This is a genomic window from Teichococcus aestuarii, from assembly GCF_003116135.1.
GTDB classification, from domain to species: domain Bacteria; phylum Pseudomonadota; class Alphaproteobacteria; order Acetobacterales; family Acetobacteraceae; genus Pseudoroseomonas; species Pseudoroseomonas aestuarii.
Genome location: NZ_PDOA01000010.1, coordinates 40,385 through 57,185 on the forward strand (window position 1 = coordinate 40,385; position 16,801 = coordinate 57,185).

A 16,801-nucleotide genomic window follows, 5' to 3' on the forward strand; every position below is an offset into this window, starting at 1 on the left:
ATCCAGATCTCGCGGCCGCCCTTGGGCCCGGCGCCGGAACTCGGCCGCCTGGTACTGGCCGTTGCGCAGCGCCTGCCAGAAGGCCTCGTAGGCGGGCAGGCGCTGCTCCTCCGGGTGCATGAACATGGAGTGGTGCTGGCCCACGATCTCGTCCAGCCGGTAGCCCGTGGCGGCGAGGAAATTTTCGTTCGCGGTGAGCACCTTGCCCGACAGGTCGAACTCGATGACGGCGCGGGAGCGGTGGATGGCGGCGATCTGCCCCGCATGGTCCGCCGCGAGCATCTTGCTGGCCGTGATGTCGGTGGCGAACTTCATGATGCGCGCCGGCCTGCCGCAGCGGTTGAGCACCGGGCAGTAGGAAGCCTGGATCCAGACCTCGCGCCCGCCCTTGGCGATCCGCCGGAACTCGGCGCTCTGGAAGCGGCCCGCCCGCAACTCCCGCCAGAACAGCTGGTAGGCGGGGTCCGACTGCGCGCCCGGCTCCATGAACATGCTGTGCGGCCGGCCGCGAATCTCCTCGATCGTGTAGCCCATGGCCCGCAGGAACAGGTCGTTGGCCCCGAGGATGGTGCCGTCGAGCTGGAATTCGATCACCGCCTGGCTGGCCTGGACGGCGGCCATGCGGGCCGCCGCGCTGGGGGGGAGGGCGGCGCAGATCGTATCGAGCATGGCTACCTCGGGGGAGAGAAAGTGGCGCGAGGCTATGCCCGGGGACGGTAAAGGATTCTGAACGTGTGGCGCTTGAGCCTCCGGCAGGTGTGGCGCATGGGCCTCCGGCCCGGCAGTCCTGGTGCTGCCCGCCGCGCCTATCCCGTGCTCCGCGCCAGCACCAGCCGCAGCGCCCGGTCCGCCAGCAGCGCCAGCCAGGCGGTGAACACGGCGCCCTGCGCCACCCAGGCCATGTTGCCATTGGCTAGCCCGGTGACGATGGGCGTGCCCAGGCACTGCGCCCCGGCCACGGCCCCCACCGCCGTGGTGGCGATCGAGAGCACGACGGCGACGCGCAGCCCCGCCTGGATCACCGGCAGCGCCAGCGGCAGCTCCACCCGCGCCAGGATGCCCGCACGCCCCATGCCGGTGCCGCGCGCGGCATCCAGCACGCCGGGCGGCACGGCGTCGAGCCCGGCCACGGCGCCGCGCATCACCGGCAGGCTGGCATAGAGCACCAGCGCCAGCAGGGTGGGCGCCGCGCCGAAGCCCAGCAGCGGCAGGGCGAGCGCGATGACCGCCACGGGCGGGATGGCCTGGGCCAGGGAGAACACCGCGTCCAGCAGCGGCCGCAGCCGCTGCCCGCCCGGCCGCGTGGCCAGGATGCCGGCGCCGAGGCCGATGGCGCCGGCGATGGCCGCGGCGCCGAGCGAGAGCATCAGGTGCTCGCCCAGCAGGGTGAACCAGCCCTGGCTCTCCCACACGGGCCGGGCGATGCCGGGGAACAGCCAGCGCCATAGCCCCTCCGCGCGCGGCGCCGCCCACAGCGCCAGCAGGAAGGCGGCGGCCTGCGCCAGCAGCCAGAGGAGCGGCCGGCTCACGCCGCGCGCACCAGGTCGGCCCAGTGCAGCGTGCCGCCGGGGAAGCCGGCCTCGGCCGGCACGGCGAGGCGGTCGGCGCCCTGTTCCAGCATCAGCATCAGCGCCTGCTTCAGCGAGGCGGCGGCGGGCAGCACGGGCAGGCCGTCCTCCGCATCCTCGTCGCGGGCGAGGCGGGCGGCGGGCAGGGTGCCGAGGCGGTGGAAGGCCAGGCTCTCCTCGCCGAACAGGCGGCGCACGCTGCGGTCCGAGCCATCCTCCAGCACCCGCGCCGGGCGGCCATGCGCGGCGAGCCGGCCCTCCTCCAGCACCGCCAGATGATCGGCCAGCGCCAGCGCCTCCTCCACGTCATGGGTGACGAAGAGGATGGTCTTGCCGGTGCTGGCATGGATGCGGCGCAGCTCCGCCTGCAGGTCGCGCCGCGTGCCGGGGTCGAGGGCGGAGAAGGGCTCGTCCATCAGCAGCAGCGGCGGGTCGGCGGCCAGCGCCCGCGCCAGCCCCACGCGCTGCGCCTGCCCGCCCGAGAGCTCGTGCGGGAAGCGGGCGCGGAAGCGCTCCGGCTCCAGCCCCACCAGCGCCAGCAGCTCGTCCACCCGCGCGGCGGCGCGCTCCGGCGCCCAGCCCAGCAGGCGCGGCACGGTGGCGATGTTCTCCGCCACCCGCCAGTGCGGGAACAGCCCGACCGACTGGATGACATAGCCGATGCCGCGCCGCAGCGCCTCCGGCTCGGCCTGCGCCACGTCCCGCCCCGAGACCAGCACGCGGCCGGCGCTGGGCTCGACGAGGCGGTTGACCATGCGCATCAGCGTGGACTTGCCGGAGCCGCTCTCGCCGAGCAGCACGCAGATGCTGCCTGTGGGCACCTCCAGCGTCACCCGGTCCACCACGGCGCGGTCGCCATAGCGGCGGGAGACTCCCTCGAAGCGGATCATCGCGGCACCTCCAGCGCCGATTGCAGCGCGGCCAGCAGGGCGTCCACCAGCAGCGAGAGCGCCACCACCGGCAGCACGCCGAGCAGGATGAGGTCGGTGGCGAGCTGGCCGATGCCCTGGAACACCAGCGCGCCGAGGCCGCCGCCGCCGATCAGCGCCGCCAGCGTGGCCAGCCCCACCGCCTGCACCGCCGCCACCCGCAGCCCGCCCAGGATGACGCCGCGCCCGAGCGGCAGGCGCAGGCGCAGCAGGGTCTGGCGCGCGGTCAGCCCCTGGCCGCGCGCGGCATCCAGCAGCGCGGGCCCCGCGACGCGCAGCCCGGCCAGCAGGGCGCTGGCCAGCGGCAGCAGCAGGTAGGCCGAGATGGCCAGCATCGCCGGCGCCGGCCCGATGCCGCCCACCCCCCAGGCGCGCAGCCCGGGGAAGGCCGCCGCCAGCGCCGCCAGCGGCCCCATCAGCAGGCCGAACAGGGCGATGGAGGGGATCACCTGGAAGCCGTTGGCCACCGCCATCAGCACCGCCTCCAGCCGCGGGCGGGAGAGCGCCAGCAGGCCGAGCGGCACCGCCAGCGCCAGGGCGAGCGCCAGCGCGCCGCCGGCCAGCAGCAGGTGCTGGCCGAGGGCGGCACGGATCTCGGCCCCACGCGCCGCCGCCTCCCGCACCACGGAGAGGCCGTCGAGCAGCCCGGCCGCCAGCAGCCCGGCGGCCCCCAGCGCGGAGAGCAGCAGGAAGCGCGCCGGCGTGCCGCCGCGCCCGGCGGCGCAGCTTCCCGCCGCCAGCGCCAGCAGCAGCACCGCCAGCCACGGCCCGGCTGCCGGCATGGCGCGCGCCAGCGGCGAGACGCCCTCCAGCGCCATGCCGGCGCCGAGGCCGAGGGTCGCCAGCAGCGCCGTCAGCGCCAGGGCGGCGGCGGCCTCGGCCCAGGGCAGCAGCCGCTCCCGCCGCGCCAGCAGCAGCACGGCCAGGCAAGCGAACAGGAAGGCTCCCAGCCCCAGCGTCACGCCCGGCGTCATCGGCAGGGCGGCGGGGCGGGGGCTGAGCAGCCGGTTCGGCGCCAGCGAGAGCCAGCCGAGCAGGAAAGGGCACAGCGCCGCCCCCGCCGCCAGCAGCGCCACGGCGGTGGCCTCGCGCGGCGGGGCGGCGGGCTCGGGCGCGGCGCGGGCGGCGAGGGCGGCCGGTCGCGGCGGCATGGTCAGCGCGCGAGGCCGAGGCCGCGCAGATGCGCCGCGGCCACCTGCCGCGCCGGCTGCCCCTCCACCACGATGCGGGCGTTCAGCGTCTGCAGCGTCTCCAGCGAGAGCGAGGCGAAGAGCGGGTCGAGCCATTCGCCGAGCTTCGGCAGCCGCTCGGCCACCGCCTGCCGCACCACGGGGGCGGGCTGGTAGACGATCTGCGCGCCCTTCGGGTCCTCCAGCACCACCAGCTCCAGCGCCTGGATGGCGCCGTCCGTGCCATAGACCATGGCGGCGTTGACGCCGTTGAGCTTCTCGGCCGCGGCGCGCATCGTCACCGCCGTGTCGCCGCCCGAGAGCACCAGCAGCCGCTCGGGCGGCAGGGTGAAGCCATAGGCCTTCTGGAAGGAAGGCAGCGCCGCCGGGCTCTCGACGAACTCGGCCGAGGCGGCGAGCTTGAAGGCGCCGTCGGCCTTCAGGTGTCGCGCCAGATCGTCCAGGCTCTTCAGGCCGGCCTGCTTCGCCAGGTCCTGCCGCACGGCGATGGCCCAGGTGTTGTTGGCCGCCGCAGGCTTCAGCCAGACCAGCTTGTTCCGCTCGGCGTCCAGCCGGCGCACCGTCTCGGCCGCCTGGGCGGCGTTGTGCCAGGCCGGGTCGTCCTCCCTCTGGAAGAAGAAGGCGCCATTGCCGGTGTATTCGGGGTAGAGGTCGATCTCGCCAGCGATCAGCGCCTCGCGGACGATGCGCGTCGGGCCGAGTTGCAGGCGGCGCTGCACCGGCACCTTCTGCGCCTCCAGCACCTGGGCGATCATCTCGCCGAGCAGCGCGCCCTCCGTGTCCAGCTTGGAGCCGATGGTGACGGGGCGGTCCTGCGCGCGCGGCGCGCGGGGCAGGGCGAGCGCGAGGCCGGCGGCGGCCAGCCCCAGCGCGGCGCGGCGCTTGAGGGGGGCGGAGGGCAGGGCGGGCGGCAGGGTCATCGGGTCGTCTCCGGAAGCGGTGGGGGCGGTGCCGCTGCGGCAACGCGGCGGCGGCGCGGGAGTGTCAGGCCGCGTCGGCGGAGGCGGCTTCCCGCGAAGTGGTGGCGAAACGGCGGCAGGGAAGCCTCCTCGTCCTGCCCCCTGCCTGCCATGCTGGTGCTGGCTATGCCGGCCGGGGGCGGATGCATCCTGCCATGCTGCCGGGCGCCCCCCCGCCTTGCCAAGCCGGAGCGCGGCCCGGCCGTGGCCCGGATTGTGCAAGTTTCCGGCACCATGCCCCTGCCTCTCCCCCTTCCAGCCGGCGCCGGTGCCGGCCCATGAACTCGCCGGCGCCCGAGGTCATCGACCTCTCCATTACCTTCCGCCTCGCCGGGAGGGAGATCGGCGAACTGCCGGCCGAGGCGCGGCGCCGCCATCGCCGCGCCCGAGCAGGTGCGCATCCCCGAGGCGGCGCGGCGCGCGGCGGAATATCCGCGCCAGCTCTCGGGCGGCATGCGGCCGGCCGCCTGGCCATGGCCGGGCTTGCTGGCGGGGCTGGTGTTCATCGCCGTGGCGCTGCCGGCCATCGCCATCTCGGCCACGCCGATCTTCATGCGCCTGGCGCGCGGCATGGCGTTGGCGGCCAAGGCGATGGACCGGGGGGAGGCCGTCCGCGCCATGGGCAACCCGCCGCTGCTGGTGCGGGGCACGCTGGCCATCGCGGAGGCGATCATCGCCGAGGCCTCGTTCTCCTTCCTCGGCCAGCAGCCGCCCGTGCCTCCTGGGGCTCGATGCTGAACGCGGCGCAGCGCATCCTCACCCAGGCGCCGTGGATGTCGGTCTATCCCGGCCTCGCCATCTTCCTGGTGGTGCTGGCCTTCAACCTTGTGGGCGACGGGCCACGCGCCGCGCTGGACCCGCGCGGCGGCCGGGCGGATTTTGCTTGCGGAGCACCGCCCGGCCACCGGACCATGGCGCCATGCGCGCCGCATTGCTGCCCCTGCTCCTGCTGGCCCTGCCGCTGCTGCCCCCCGGGGTGGCGGAGGCGCAGCGCCCCGCCACCGCCGAAGCCCGCAAGGCGGAGGTCGAGCGCCTGCTGGACGCACTGCCCGCGGCGCCGGACGAGGTGGCGGGCGCCGCCCTGGCCGCGCGCATCCGCACCCTCTGGGCGCAGGGTGCCTCGCCCGCCGTGACGCTGCTGCTCCAACGCGGCCGGCGCAACCTGGAGGCCGAGGCCCCGGCCGACGCGGTGGAGGATTTCGACGCCGCCATCACCCTGCAACCCGGCCATGCCGATGCCTGGCTGATGCGCGCCCAGGCGCTGGCCGCCCTGGGCGACATGCAGGCCGCCATGAGCGACCTGCAGCAGGTGCTGGTGCTGCAGCCGCGGCACTTCGTGGCGCTGGCGCTGCTCTCCTCGCTGCGCGAGCAGGTGGGGGACAGGCAGGGCGCGCTGCGCGCGATGGAGGAGGCGGTGAGCCTGCACCCGACCCTGCCGGGCGCGGCGGAGCGGCTGCGCGCCCTGCACGACAAGGTGCACGGCACCGGCACCTGAAGCGCCGTGCCGCGGCAACGGCCGGATGGCCGCTCCCGCCCGGCCCGTGCGACACAGCCTGCCATGAGCCCCGACACCGGAACCTCCACGGACATCGCCATGGACAGCGTCACGGACCTCCCGGCGGCTTTGCAGGCCGACCGGCTCTGGTCCGCCCTGCAAGGCCGCCAGCCCAATCCCGGCATGCTCTATGCCGTGACCACGCAGGGCGTCTATTGCCGGTTCGGCTGCCCCTCCCGCCTGCCGCTGCGGCGGAACGTGCGCTTCTTCGCCGATTGCGCGGGCGCCGAGGCGGCGGGCTTCCGCGCCTGCCGCCGCTGCGACCCGCGCGGCGAGCGCGCCGCCCTGCAGGCCGAGGCGGTGCGCGCCGCCTGCGCGCTGATCGAGGAAGCGGAGACCCTGCCGCCCCTGGCGGTGCTGGCCGCCCGCGCCGGCTACGCGAAGCACCACTTCCTGCGCCTGTTCCGCGCGGTGACCGGCCTCACCCCCGGCGCCTATGCCGACGCGGTGAAGGCACGCCGCCTGCAAGCCGCCCTGGCCGGGGGCACCCGCGTGGCCGATGCGGTGGCGGAGGCCGGCTTCGGCAGCGAGAGCCGTGTCTATGAGCGACCCGGCCGGCTGCTCGGCATGACGCCCGGCGCCGCCCGGCGTGGCGGGGCGGGGGAGGAGATCCGCTACGCCTTCACGGAATCGCCGCTCGGCCTGCTGCTGGTGGCGCGCACGGAGAAGGGCCTCTGCCGCATCGCCTTCGGCCCGGATGAGCCGACGCTGGAGGGGGAGCTGGCCGCCCGCTTCCCACAGGCGCGATTGCTTCCGGGCGACGGAGCCATGGCGGCGGAACTGCGCGCCGTGGTCGCGCTGATCGAGGAGCCGCACGCGGCCCACGCCCTGCCGCTGGATCTGCGCGGCACCGCCTTCCAGCACCGCGTCTGGCAGGCGCTGACGGACATCCCGCCCGGCCACACCACCACCTATTCCGATCTGGCGGCGCGCATCGGCCAGCCGCGCGCCGTGCGGGCGGTGGCGGCGGCCTGCGGCGCCAACCCGGTGGCGCTGGCGGTGCCCTGCCACCGCGTGATTGGCCGGGACGGCAGCCTCACCGGCTACCGCTGGGGCCTGCCGCGCAAGCGCGCCCTGCTCGACCGCGAAGCGGCAAGCTGACAGAAAAAAGATGGGGGTCCGGGGGGAATTCCTTCCCCCGGCCTTGCCTTTTCTACTTCACCACGGCCACGCGCAGCGCGTTGGTCGTCCCCGGCGTCCCGAAGGGCACGCCGGCGGTGACCACCACCTCATCCCCCGTGCTGGCGAAGCCTTCCGCCTGGGCCGCGCGCACTGCCTTGTGCACCATGTCCGTCATCGAGTGCGGCTCGGCCGAGAGCAGGGGGTGGACGCCCCACACCACCGCCATGCGGCGCGAGGTGGCCTCGCTGGAAGTCAGGCCCAGGATCGGGCTGCCGGGCCGCTCCCGCGCCACGCGCAGCGTGGTGGAGCCGGTGGCGGTAAAGGTGGCGATCACCTCCGCCTCGATCGTCTCGGCCACCTGGCGGGCGGCTGCGGCGATGGCGCCGGCCGAGTTCTTCTCCGGCGCTGGGCGGGCGGCATCGGTGATCTGGCGCCAGCCATCATCCTGCTCCACGCGGGTCAGGATGCGGTCCATCATGTTCACCGCCTCGAAGGGGAACTGACCGGCGGCGCTCTCGGCCGAGAGCATCACCGCGTCCGCCCCGTCGAACACGGCGGTGGCGACGTCCGATGCCTCGGCGCGGGTGGGGGCGGGGGCGGTGATCATGCTCTCCAGCATCTGCGTCGCCACCACCACCGGTTTGCCGAGGGCGCGGGCGGCGCGGACGATGCGCTTCTGGATCAGCGGCACCTCCTCGGGCGGGCATTCCACGCCGAGGTCGCCGCGCGCCACCATGACGCAGTCGGTGAGCGCCAGGATGCCCTCGAGATTCTCGACCGCCTGGGGCTTCTCCATCTTCACCATCACCCAGGCGCGGCCATCGGCGATGGCCTTGGCCTCGGCCACGTCCTCGGGACGCTGCACGAAGGAGAGGCCGACATACTCGATGCCGAGCGGCAGCACGAAGTCGAGGTCGGCGCGGTCCTTCTCGGTCAGCGCCGGGATGGGCAGCGCCACGTCCGGCACGTTCACGCCCTTGCGGTCGGAAAGCGGGCCGCCGACCAGGATCTCGGTCTCCAGGTGGTCGTCCCGCTTGTGCACCACGCGCAGGCGCAGCTTGCCGTCATCGAGCAGCAGGGTGGTGCCGATGCGGGCCGCGTCCATGATCTCGGCATGCGGCAGCTGCACGCGGCGCACGTCGCCCGGCGTGGCGCTCATGTCGAGGCGGAAGCGCTGGCCGGTCTGCAGCTGCACCCGCCCGCCCTGGAAGCGCCCGACGCGCAGCTTCGGCCCCTGCACGTCAGCCAGGATGCCGATGGGCCGGCCCACCTTCTTCTCCAGCGCGCGGATCATCTCGATGCGCGCCGCGTGGTCCTCGTGGCTGCCATGGCTGAAGTTGAGCCGGAACACGTCGGCGCCGCCGCGGTAGAGGCGCTCCAGCACCTCCGGCGTGGAGCTGGCCGGGCCCAGCGTGGCGACGATCTTGGTGCGGCGGTGGCGGCGGAGCGGGATGCGCGGCGGCAAGGGAGTATCCTTCTGTCTCGGGCTTCAGCCCGGCATGAGAGGAAAGGCCGGGCAGTTTGAGCCCGGCACATGGCGGCAGAGGCGCCGTCAGGCAATCAGGATGGCACGGAAGTCGTTAACATTCGTCAGTGTCGGCCCGGTGACGATGGTATCGCCCAATCCGTGAAAAAGGCCGAAGCTGTCATGCGCCGCCAGCAGCGCGCGCGCGTCGAGCCCGGCCGCCGTGGCGCGGGCCAGCGTGTCGGGCGCGGCGATGGCGCCGGCATTCTCCTCCGAGCCGTCGATGCCGTCCGTGTCGCCCATGAGCGCCCAGGTGCCGGGCTGGCCGGCGGCGGCGAGGGCGAAGCCCAGCAGGCATTCCCCGTTGCGCCCGCCGCGCCCGCCACCGGGGCGCCCCTGGGGCGTGCCGGGGCGGATGGTCACCGTGGTCTCGCCGCCCGAGAGCAGCAGGGCGGGCGCCGCCACCGGGTGGCCATGGGCGCGCACGCTGCGGGCGATGCCGGCCAGCGCCGTGCCCAGCACCGCCGCCTCGCCCTCCAGCGCATCGCCCAGCAGCAGGGGGGTGAGGCCCAGGGCGCGCGCCTCGGCGGCGGCGGCTTCCAGCGCCATCTGCGGCGTCGCGATCATGCGGAATTCGGCGCCGGCCAGGCGCGGGTCGCCGGGCTTGGGCGTCTCGTCGGCGGCGGCCGCGAGATGCGCGGCCACGGCGGGCGGCAGGCCGATGCCGTAATGCGCCACGATGCCACGCGCCTCGGCGAAGCTCGACGGGTCCGGCACGGTGGGGCCGGAGGCGATGACGGTGGGATCGTCCCCCGGCACGTCGGAGATGGCCAGCGTCAGCACCCGCGCGGGATGCGCCGCCGCCGCCAGCCGCCCGCCCTTGATGGCGGAGAGGTGCCGGCGGACGCAGTTCATCTCGTGGATGGTGGCGCCGGAGGCGAGCAGGGCGCGGTTGACCGCCTGCTTGTCCTCCAGCGTCAGCCCCTCGGCGGGCAGCGCCATCAGCGAGGAGCCGCCACCCGAGATCAGCGCCAGCACCAGGTCGTCCGCCGTCAGGCCCTGCACGGCGCGCAGCACCTCGGCGGCGGCGGCGGCGCCGGCGGCGTCCGGCACCGGGTGGCTGGCCTCGACCACGCGGATGCGCGCCGTGGGCACCGCATGCCCGTAGCGGGTGATGACGAGGCCGGAGAGATCGGCCCCCGGCCAGGCGGCCTCCACCGCCGCCGCCATCACCGCGGCCGACTTGCCGGCGCCCACCACCACCACGCGGCCCCGGGGCTGCGGCGGCAGGTGGCCGGCCAGGATGGCGCGCGGGTCGGCGGCGCGGATGGCGGCGTCGAACACGCGCCGCAGCGCGGCTCGGGCGGTGGCGTCGGTCCAGTTCATCGGTGGTGGGTGCTCCCTGGCGTGGCGGCGCATTCTGGCCCCTGGGCTCCGCGAGCGGAAGCCGTGCCGGCCATGGCGGGCAGGGCGGGGCGGAAAAGGCCGGGGGCTTTTCCGGGAACCGGAGCGCGGGAGGGCCGGTTCATCGTCGGCGACTGTTCACAACGGAAGGGACAACCCCGTGACCAACCAGAACAGTTCGAACCGTGGCTTCGCGTCGATGGATTCGGACAGGCAGCACGAAATCGCCTCCAGGGGCGGGCAGAGCGTGCCGCCCGGGCAGCGCAGCTTCTCCCGGGACCCTGCGCTGGCCGTCGAGGCGGGCCGCAAGGGCGGCCAGAAGAGCGGGGGCAACTTCGCCAACAACCCGCAGCGGGCTTCTGAGGCGGGGCAGAAGGGCGGGCAGGCCAGCGGCGGCAATTTCGCGCAGGACCGGGAACGGGCTTCGGAAGCCGGCCGCAAGGGCGGGCAGAACAGCGGCGGCCGCTGACGGCGGCCTGCCTGCGGCGGAAAGCGGAAAACGGCAAAGGGGGCACGACGCCCCCTTTTCGCATGGAGAACAGGGCGATGCGCGAGAAAGAGGCACCGGTGCAGACCGACCGCCTGCGGCACGAGATCGACAGCGGCCGCACCGGAGACAAGGTGGCGTTCCACGACCCCGCCGCCGCGCCGCTCGGCGCCGATGACGAGGCGGCCGGCGTTTCGCCCACCCTCGAGCAGGTGGCGCAGGCCCGGAGGCTGGAGACGCAGCAGCCCGGCAATGCCGTCGGGCTGGCGCGGGGCGGCAGCATCGAGCAGACCGTCGGCCCGGGCAGCCGCTCCCGGCTGGGCCTCGCCCTGATCGGGGGCGGAGGCGCGATCCTGATCCTGGTGGCCCTGGCCCTGATCATCGGCTGACGGCCCGCCGCACGGGCGGGCCGCCGGCCGTCGCCGGCCCGGTCAGGCGGCGCGGCGCGCCACCTCCTCCGGGCTCAGGCGCACCAGCGCCTCGTAGTCGCGCAGCAGCGTCTCGGTGATGGCGCCGGGCGTGTAGCTGTGCTCGCCGATCACCCGCACCGGAGTCACCTCGGCCGCCGTGCCGGCCAGGAACACCTCGCTGGCCTGCCCGATCTCCTCCAGCCGGATGGTGCGCTCCACCACCTTGATCTGCTTCTGCCGCGCCAGCCCCATCACCGTGCGGCGGGTGATGCCGTCGAGGAAGCAGATGGGCGTCGGCGTGTGCAGCTCGCCGTCGAAGACGAAGAAGGCGTTGGCGCCGGTCGCCTCCGCCACATCCCCCTTGTAGTCCAGCATCAGCGCGTCGTCGTAGCCCTGCGCCTCGGCGGCGTGCTTCGACAGCGTGCCGATCATGTAGAGGCCGGCGGCCTTGGAGGCGGTCGGCGCCGTGTCGGGCGCCGGGCGGCGCCAGGGCGCCATGCCGAGGCGCACGCCCTTCATGCGGTTGTCGCCGAACAGGTTCGGCCAGGCCCAGGTGGCGATCGCCAGATGGATTTTCGTCTGCTGCGCCGAGACCGCCAGCATCTCCGAGCCGCGCCAGGCGAGGGGGCGGACATAGGCGTCGGTCAGGCCGTTCTTCTGCATCACGGCGATGCAGGCGGCGTCGATCTCCTCGGCGGTGTAGGGGATCTCGAAGCCGAGGATGCGGCCGGAGGCGATCAGCCGCTCCGTGTGCTCGCGCAGCTTGAAGATATTTCCGCCATAGGCCCGTTCGCCCTCGAACACACCGCTGGCATAATGCAGGCCGTGGGTCAGGACGTGCAGCTTGGCATCCCGCCAGGGGACCATCTGGCCGTCCATCCAGATCCAGCCGTCACGGTCGTCAAAGGGAACCAGCGCCATGTGTGCCATCCTCCGGCTCTTGTCTGCGCAACATAATTGCGCTGAATAAGGCGACGGTAAAATTACCCGTTCGATGTGTCAATGACGCTGACCCAACAGGGAAGCATGACTGCAATGCCTGAAGCACCGGACGCGAAGCCCGTGGGCGCTGGACGCCAGCTCCTGTTCCTGCGCGAGGAGGAGCTCCGGCTCGCCCAGGACCTGCTGTTCTTCGGCTATCGCGACTTCACCGCCGGCCCCGACGCCATCCTGGCCGAGCTCGGCATGGGCCGGGCGCATCACCGCGTGCTGCACTTCGTCGGCCGCCGCCCCGGCATCACGGTGGGCGAGTTGCTGGCGATCCTTGGCATCACCAAGCAGTCGCTGGGCCGGGTGCTGAACCCGCTGGTGGAGGAGGGCTATGTGGTGCAGGCACCCGGGCGCAACGACCGCCGCCAGCGCCTGCTTTCGCTGACCGAGAAGGGCGAGGCGCTGGAGAAGCGCCTGTTCGAGCGGCAGCGGGAATGGGTGATGCGCGCCTACCGCGAGGCCGGGCCGGTGGCGGTGGAGGGGTTCCGCCGCGTCATGCGCGGGCTGATGGGCCCCGAGGCCCGCGCCCAGCTCGACCGGGCCCTGCCCGAGGCGGCGCGCCCGATCGGCACCAAGCCCCGGAGCGCGGCATGAGCGGGGCAGGGCCGGGCGGCGGCGCCGAGCCGCACCTGCTGGTGGTGGATGACGATGCGCGGCTGCGCAACCTGCTGCAGCGCTTCCTCTCGGAGCAGGGCTTCCGCGTCAGCGCGGCGGCCGATGCCGCGGCGGCGCGCCAGGCGTTGCAGGCCATGGCCTTCGACCTGCTGGTGGTGGATGTGATGATGCCCGGCGAATCCGGCCTCGACCTCACCGAGGGGCTGCGGCGGGAGGGGCACGAGGTGCCGATCCTGATGCTCACCGCCGCCGGCGCGCCGGACGACCGCATCGCCGGCTTCGAGCGCGGCGCGGACGACTACCTGGCCAAGCCCTTCGAGCCGCGCGAGCTGGCGCTGCGCATCCGCACCATCCTGCGGCGGGTGGCGCCGGCGCTGCCGGCCAGCCTGCCGCTGGCGCCGGTGCAGCTCGGCCCCCACTGGTTCGACCCCGAGCGCGGCGAGCTGCGCGGCCCCGATGGCAGCCAGCGCCTGACCGGCGGCGAGGCGGCGCTGCTCTCGGCGTTGGCCCGCCGCGCCGGCGAGGTGCTGACGCGCGAGGAGATCGCCGCCGCCCTCGGCACGCCAGAGGCGGGGGAGCGCGCCATCGACGTGCAGGTGACCCGCCTGCGCCGCAAGATCGAGCCCGACCCGCGTGAGCCGCGCTTCCTGCAGACGGTGCGGCACCGCGGCTATGTGTTGAAGCCCGGCATATGAAGCCCGCCCCGCCCCTGATGCGCCGCGCGCTGCGGAAGCTCGGCACGCCGCTGCGCGGGCTGCTGCCCCGCGGCCTGCTGGGGCGCGCCCTGCTCATCATCCTGCTGCCGCTGCTGATCCTGCAGGGCGTGGCGCTGCAGCTTTTCTATGGCGGGCATCTCGACGTCATCTCGCGCCGGCTGGCGGGAGGTGTGGCGGGGGATGTCGGCATGGTGGTGGAGCTGCTCAGCCGCCACCCGCGCGAGGTGGAGCGGGGCTGGATCTTCCGCGAGGCGGCCTGGCGGATGGACCTCTCCCTGGCCTTCGAGCCGGACGCCACCATCGCCATTCCCGGCCAGCGGCAGAGCTGGCTGCCGATCCTGCCGCTGGAGGGGGACCTGGCACAGGCGCTGCGCGAGCGCGTCGGCCTGCCCTTCGACACCGACTGGCAGTCCGACCCGCGCAGCGTCATCATCCGCGTGCAGATGCCGGATGGGGTGCTGCATGTGGAGGCGCCGCGCAAGCGGCTGTTCTTCGGCACGCTCTACCTGTTCGTCATCTGGCTGGTCGGCACCTCGCTGCTGCTGTTCTTCGTCGCCGCCCTGTTCATGAAGAACCAGGTGCGCGCCATCCGGCGGCTGGCCAGCGCCGCCGAGGCCTTCGGGCTGGGCCGCGAGGTGGGGCCGATCAAGCCCGAGGGGGCCTCCGAGGTGCGGCAGGCGGCGGCGGCCTTCAACCAGATGCAGGCGCGCATCCGCCGCTTCATCGGCCAGCGGACGGAGATGCTGGCCGGCATCAGCCACGATCTGCGCACGCCGCTGACGCGGCTGCGCCTCAGCCTGGCCATGCTGCCCGCCGGCGCCGAGGAGGATGCCGCCGCCATGACCGAGGATGTGGCGGAGATGGAGCGGATGATCGCCACCTACCTCGCCTTCGCGCGCGGGGAGGGGACGGAGCAGTCGCAGCCCGCCGACCTCACCGAGCTGGTGCGCGACCTCGCCGCGCGGACGCAGCGGGACGGCGCCATCGTCTCGGTGGAGGCGCCGGAGGCGCTGGTGCTGCCGCTGCGGGTGGATGCGCTGCGCCGCTGCCTCGGCAACCTGCTGGACAATGCCCGCCGCCATGCCCGCCGCATCGCTGTGGCCGTTACCGAGGCGCCGCGCGAGGAAAGCGGCCGCTCCACCGGCCGGTGGGTGATGATCTCGGTGGACGATGACGGCCCCGGCATCCCCGAGCAGGCGCGGGAGGAGGCGTTCCGGCCCTTCACCAGCTTCTCCGCCGGCGGCACCGGGCTGGGCCTGGCGATCGCCCGCGATATCGCCCGCGCCCATGGCGGGGATATCGTGTTGCAGGGCAGCCCGCTGGGCGGGTTGCGCGCCCTGGTCCGCCTGCCGGCCTGAGACATGCGCCGGGAGCAACATGGACAAAAGTCCATGAAAACCTCCCGGCGGCGGCGCTTTTCAGCCGAAGCTGGGCCGCTGCCCCTGGTACCCCCTCCCGAGGAGACCGCCTGTGCCGAACGACGCCGCCACGCCCCTGCTGGTTCCCGGCGAGACCTGCTGGCGGGTGGCGCGGGCTGACAAACTGGCCGTGCTGGTGGATGCGTCGGACTATTTCCGGACGGCCAAGCAGGCCATGCTGCGGGCCCGGCACAGCGTCATCCTGGTCGGCTGGGATTTCGACGCCCGCATCACCCTGGAGCCACAGGGCCAGACGCTGGAGGGCCCGAACCGCGTCGGCGCCTTCCTCAATTGGCTCGCCAAGCGCCGGAACTCGCTGCGCATCGGCATCCTGAAATGGGATCTCGGCCTGCTGCAATCGCTGGGCCGGGGTGAGACGCCGGCCTATTTCCTGCGCTGGCTGTTCGGACACCGGGTGCGGATGAAGCTGGACGGCGCCCACCCGCCCACCGCCGCGCACCACCAGAAGCTGCTGGTGGTGGATGACGCGCTGGCCTTCTGCGGCGGCATCGACATGACGGTGGGCCGGTGGGACACGCCGGAACATGCCGAGGATGCCCCGGCCCGGCACACGCCCGGCGGCAAGCCCCTCCCCCCCTGGCACGACGCCACCACCTGCGCCGACGGCCCGCTGGCCCGAGCGCTGGGCGAGCTGGCCCGCGAGCGCTGGAAGCGCGCCACGGGCGAGGACTGGCCCGCCGCGCCGGGCGAGGGGCCGAGCTGGCCGGAGGAGCTGGAGCCGCTGCTGCAGCAGGTGGAGGTCGGCATCGCCCGCACCATGGCGGCCTACCAGGAGGAGCCGCAGGTGAGCGAGATCGAGGCGCTGACGCTGCGGCTGATCGCCACGGCGCGGCAGAGCCTCTACATCGAGAGCCAGTACTTCGCCTCCCGCCGTGTGGCCGAGGCCATGGCGGCGCGGCTGCGGGAGCCGGACGGGCCGGAGATCCTGCTGATCAACCCGGAATCCGCCGATGGCTGGCTGGAGCAGGCAACGATGGACGCGGCGCGGGTGCGGCTGGTGCACATGGTGCGCAAGGCGGACCGGTACGGGCGCTTCCGCATCCTGCACCCGGTGAACGAGGCGGGCACGCCGATCTATGTGCACGCCAAGATCATGATCATGGACGACCGGGTGCTGAAGATCGGCTCCGCCAACCTCAACAACCGCTCGATGGGGCACGACACCGAGTGCGACCTGGCGGTGGATGCCACCATGGCCGCCGATCCGGAGGCGACGCGGCAGGCCATCCTGGCGCTGCGGCACCGGCTGCTGGCGGAGCATCTCGACCATGATCCGGAAGCCGTCGTGGCGGCGGTCGGGAAGCACGGCTCGCTGATCGGCGCGGTGGAGGCGCTGGCCTCGGGTGGGCGCCGGCTGCAGCCCCTGCCGCTGCGGGAGCTGAGCGCCGCCGAGGAGACCCTGGCGGAGAGCGACCTGGTCGATCCCGAGCGGCCGCCCAGCCTGAAGCGGCAGATGCGCTCCCTGTTCCGGCGGCGCCGCTAGGCGCCGCCGGCTTTGCTCCGGCTCAGCCGGAGGATTTCGCCATCAGCGACTTCACCTCGTCCATCGCCTCGGCGAAGCGGCGGTTCAGCAGCGACAGCGCCTCGGCGTTGGATTTCTGGATGAGATCGGCGATCTCCTGCATGTTGGAGACGGCGCGGCCATAGGTGGCCTTGACCATCTCGGCCTGGCGCGCCGCCTTGGCCTGCGGGTCCGCCTCGCCGCTCAGGCCCTGCATGGCCTGGGTCATCTCCGCCATGGAGCTCTGCAGGATCTCCATGTGCCGGCGGGCGACCGCCTGGGCGCCTTCCAGCGCCACCTTGTTGGCGGCCGAGAGCGCCTCGAAATTGCGGCGCTGGGCGGCGGCGAGCGCCTCGACATCCGGCATCACCGGCAGTCGGAAGTCGGAAAGCATCCGCATGATGTCCATCTCTGGCGGGGGGGTGGGCCTGTCTGACATGGACGTTCCTTA

17 protein-coding genes and 1 pseudogene are annotated in these 16,801 nt (G+C 73.9%); 9 read left to right on the forward strand and 9 right to left on the reverse strand.

Annotated elements, in window-relative coordinates; all coding sequences use genetic code 11:
- Positions 1-63: 63 nt before the first annotated feature.
- From CR165_RS26125 to osmF, 5 genes and pseudogenes are all read right to left on the reverse strand, one after another.
- Positions 64-669 (reverse strand): annotated as a pseudogene (locus tag CR165_RS26125) (PAS domain-containing protein); the annotation flags it as partial.
- Positions 670-806: 137 nt separating this feature from the next.
- Complete coding sequence (locus CR165_RS14970) at positions 807-1,529, reverse strand: ABC transporter permease (RefSeq protein WP_109517806.1); 723 nt, start codon at positions 1,527-1,529, stop codon at positions 807-809.
- Positions 1,526-2,458 (reverse strand): ABC transporter ATP-binding protein, encoded by a 933-nt coding sequence (locus CR165_RS14975; RefSeq protein ID WP_109517807.1) that lies wholly within the window; start codon positions 2,456-2,458, stop codon positions 1,526-1,528. The genes CR165_RS14970 and CR165_RS14975 overlap by 4 nt, the downstream gene beginning before the upstream one ends.
- On the reverse strand, positions 2,455-3,648 hold the full coding sequence (locus CR165_RS14980; RefSeq protein WP_109517808.1) for an ABC transporter permease subunit: 1,194 nt from the start codon (positions 3,646-3,648) through the stop codon (positions 2,455-2,457). Before CR165_RS14980 ends, CR165_RS14975 begins: the two co-directional genes overlap by 4 nt.
- Positions 3,649-3,650: 2 nt before the next feature.
- Positions 3,651-4,607, reverse strand: coding sequence for a glycine betaine ABC transporter substrate-binding protein OsmF (gene osmF, locus CR165_RS14985; protein ID WP_109517809.1), 957 nt, complete (start codon positions 4,605-4,607; stop codon positions 3,651-3,653).
- A gap of 432 nt (positions 4,608-5,039) precedes the next feature.
- Between osmF and CR165_RS25675 the strand changes: the two genes are divergently transcribed.
- The 3 genes from CR165_RS25675 (at position 5,040) to ada (ending at position 7,302) form a co-directional block, all read left to right on the forward strand.
- Positions 5,040-5,384, forward strand: coding sequence for a hypothetical protein (locus CR165_RS25675; RefSeq protein ID WP_245906455.1), 345 nt, complete (start codon positions 5,040-5,042; stop codon positions 5,382-5,384).
- 181 nt (positions 5,385-5,565) lie between these two features.
- Positions 5,566-6,141: a tetratricopeptide repeat protein gene (locus CR165_RS25680; protein WP_109517810.1), complete on the forward strand. Its 576-nt coding sequence runs from the start codon at positions 5,566-5,568 to the stop codon at positions 6,139-6,141.
- Positions 6,142-6,204: 63 nt separating this feature from the next.
- Complete coding sequence (gene ada, locus CR165_RS15000; RefSeq protein ID WP_281262104.1) at positions 6,205-7,302, forward strand: bifunctional DNA-binding transcriptional regulator/O6-methylguanine-DNA methyltransferase Ada; 1,098 nt, start codon at positions 6,205-6,207, stop codon at positions 7,300-7,302.
- 52 nt (positions 7,303-7,354) lie between these two features.
- On the opposite strand, the gene pyk is transcribed toward ada, so the two are convergent.
- A complete protein-coding gene (pyk, locus tag CR165_RS15005) occupies positions 7,355-8,788 on the reverse strand; it encodes a pyruvate kinase (RefSeq protein ID WP_109517811.1) in 1,434 nt (477 codons plus the stop codon).
- Between the two features lie 87 nt (positions 8,789-8,875).
- Positions 8,876-10,174, reverse strand: a complete 1,299-nt coding sequence (locus CR165_RS15010; protein ID WP_109517812.1) for a glycerate kinase type-2 family protein — start codon at positions 10,172-10,174, stop codon at positions 8,876-8,878.
- 178 nt (positions 10,175-10,352) lie between these two features.
- Between CR165_RS15010 and CR165_RS15015 the strand changes: the two genes are divergently transcribed.
- Both CR165_RS15015 and CR165_RS15020 read left to right on the forward strand, forming a co-directional pair.
- Complete coding sequence (locus CR165_RS15015; RefSeq protein ID WP_245906457.1) at positions 10,353-10,661, forward strand: con-10 family general stress protein; 309 nt, start codon at positions 10,353-10,355, stop codon at positions 10,659-10,661.
- 77 nt (positions 10,662-10,738) lie between these two features.
- Positions 10,739-11,068, forward strand: a complete 330-nt coding sequence (locus CR165_RS15020; RefSeq protein WP_181378184.1) for a hypothetical protein — start codon at positions 10,739-10,741, stop codon at positions 11,066-11,068.
- Positions 11,069-11,110: 42 nt separating this feature from the next.
- Here the strand turns inward: CR165_RS15020 and CR165_RS15025 are convergent, their stop codons facing one another.
- Positions 11,111-12,010: a branched-chain amino acid aminotransferase gene (locus CR165_RS15025; protein WP_109517814.1), complete on the reverse strand. Its 900-nt coding sequence runs from the start codon at positions 12,008-12,010 to the stop codon at positions 11,111-11,113.
- Positions 12,011-12,124: 114 nt separating this feature from the next.
- On the opposite strand from CR165_RS15025, the gene CR165_RS15030 reads away from it, so the two are divergent.
- From CR165_RS15030 to CR165_RS15045, 4 genes are all read left to right on the forward strand, one after another.
- Positions 12,125-12,673 carry a MarR family winged helix-turn-helix transcriptional regulator gene (locus tag CR165_RS15030; RefSeq protein ID WP_109517815.1) on the forward strand — a complete coding sequence of 183 codons (549 nt, stop codon included), beginning with the start codon at positions 12,125-12,127 and terminating at the stop codon, positions 12,671-12,673.
- The gene (locus CR165_RS15035) at positions 12,670-13,389 is read left to right on the forward strand and encodes a response regulator (protein WP_109517816.1); all 720 of its coding nucleotides are present in this window, start codon (positions 12,670-12,672) and stop codon (positions 13,387-13,389) included. Before CR165_RS15030 ends, CR165_RS15035 begins: the two co-directional genes overlap by 4 nt.
- Complete coding sequence (locus CR165_RS15040; protein WP_109517817.1) at positions 13,386-14,768, forward strand: ATP-binding protein; 1,383 nt, start codon at positions 13,386-13,388, stop codon at positions 14,766-14,768. Before CR165_RS15035 ends, CR165_RS15040 begins: the two co-directional genes overlap by 4 nt.
- A gap of 112 nt (positions 14,769-14,880) precedes the next feature.
- Positions 14,881-16,332 (forward strand): phospholipase D-like domain-containing protein, encoded by a 1,452-nt coding sequence (locus CR165_RS15045; protein ID WP_181378185.1) that lies wholly within the window; start codon positions 14,881-14,883, stop codon positions 16,330-16,332.
- Between the two features lie 22 nt (positions 16,333-16,354).
- Here CR165_RS15045 and CR165_RS15050 read toward each other — a convergent pair whose 3' ends face one another.
- On the reverse strand, positions 16,355-16,789 hold the full coding sequence (locus CR165_RS15050) for a phasin family protein (protein ID WP_109517818.1): 435 nt from the start codon (positions 16,787-16,789) through the stop codon (positions 16,355-16,357).
- Between the last annotated feature and the right edge of the window lie 12 nt (positions 16,790-16,801).

Bases quoted from the DNA above. Each gene is read 5' to 3' on its own strand.
- CR165_RS14980 (WP_109517808.1), bottom strand. From the start codon at position 3,648: ATGCCGCCGCGACCGGCCGCCCTCGCCGCCCGCGCCGCGCCCGAGCCC.
- CR165_RS15020 (WP_181378184.1), top strand. From the start codon at position 10,739: ATGCGCGAGAAAGAGGCACCGGTGCAGACCGACCGCCTGCGGCACGAG.
- CR165_RS15025 (WP_109517814.1), bottom strand. From the start codon at position 12,010: ATGGCGCTGGTTCCCTTTGACGACCGTGACGGCTGGATCTGGATGGAC.
- CR165_RS15030 (WP_109517815.1), top strand. From the start codon at position 12,125: ATGCCTGAAGCACCGGACGCGAAGCCCGTGGGCGCTGGACGCCAGCTC.
- CR165_RS25680 (WP_109517810.1), top strand. From the start codon at position 5,566: ATGCGCGCCGCATTGCTGCCCCTGCTCCTGCTGGCCCTGCCGCTGCTG.
- CR165_RS15040 (WP_109517817.1), top strand. From the start codon at position 13,386: ATGAAGCCCGCCCCGCCCCTGATGCGCCGCGCGCTGCGGAAGCTCGGC.
- CR165_RS15035 (WP_109517816.1), top strand. From the start codon at position 12,670: ATGAGCGGGGCAGGGCCGGGCGGCGGCGCCGAGCCGCACCTGCTGGTG.
- ada (WP_281262104.1), top strand. From the start codon at position 6,205: ATGAGCCCCGACACCGGAACCTCCACGGACATCGCCATGGACAGCGTC.
- CR165_RS14975 (WP_109517807.1), bottom strand. From the start codon at position 2,458: ATGATCCGCTTCGAGGGAGTCTCCCGCCGCTATGGCGACCGCGCCGTG.
- CR165_RS15050 (WP_109517818.1), bottom strand. From the start codon at position 16,789: ATGTCAGACAGGCCCACCCCCCCGCCAGAGATGGACATCATGCGGATG.
- CR165_RS15010 (WP_109517812.1), bottom strand. From the start codon at position 10,174: ATGAACTGGACCGACGCCACCGCCCGAGCCGCGCTGCGGCGCGTGTTC.
- osmF (WP_109517809.1), bottom strand. From the start codon at position 4,607: ATGACCCTGCCGCCCGCCCTGCCCTCCGCCCCCCTCAAGCGCCGCGCC.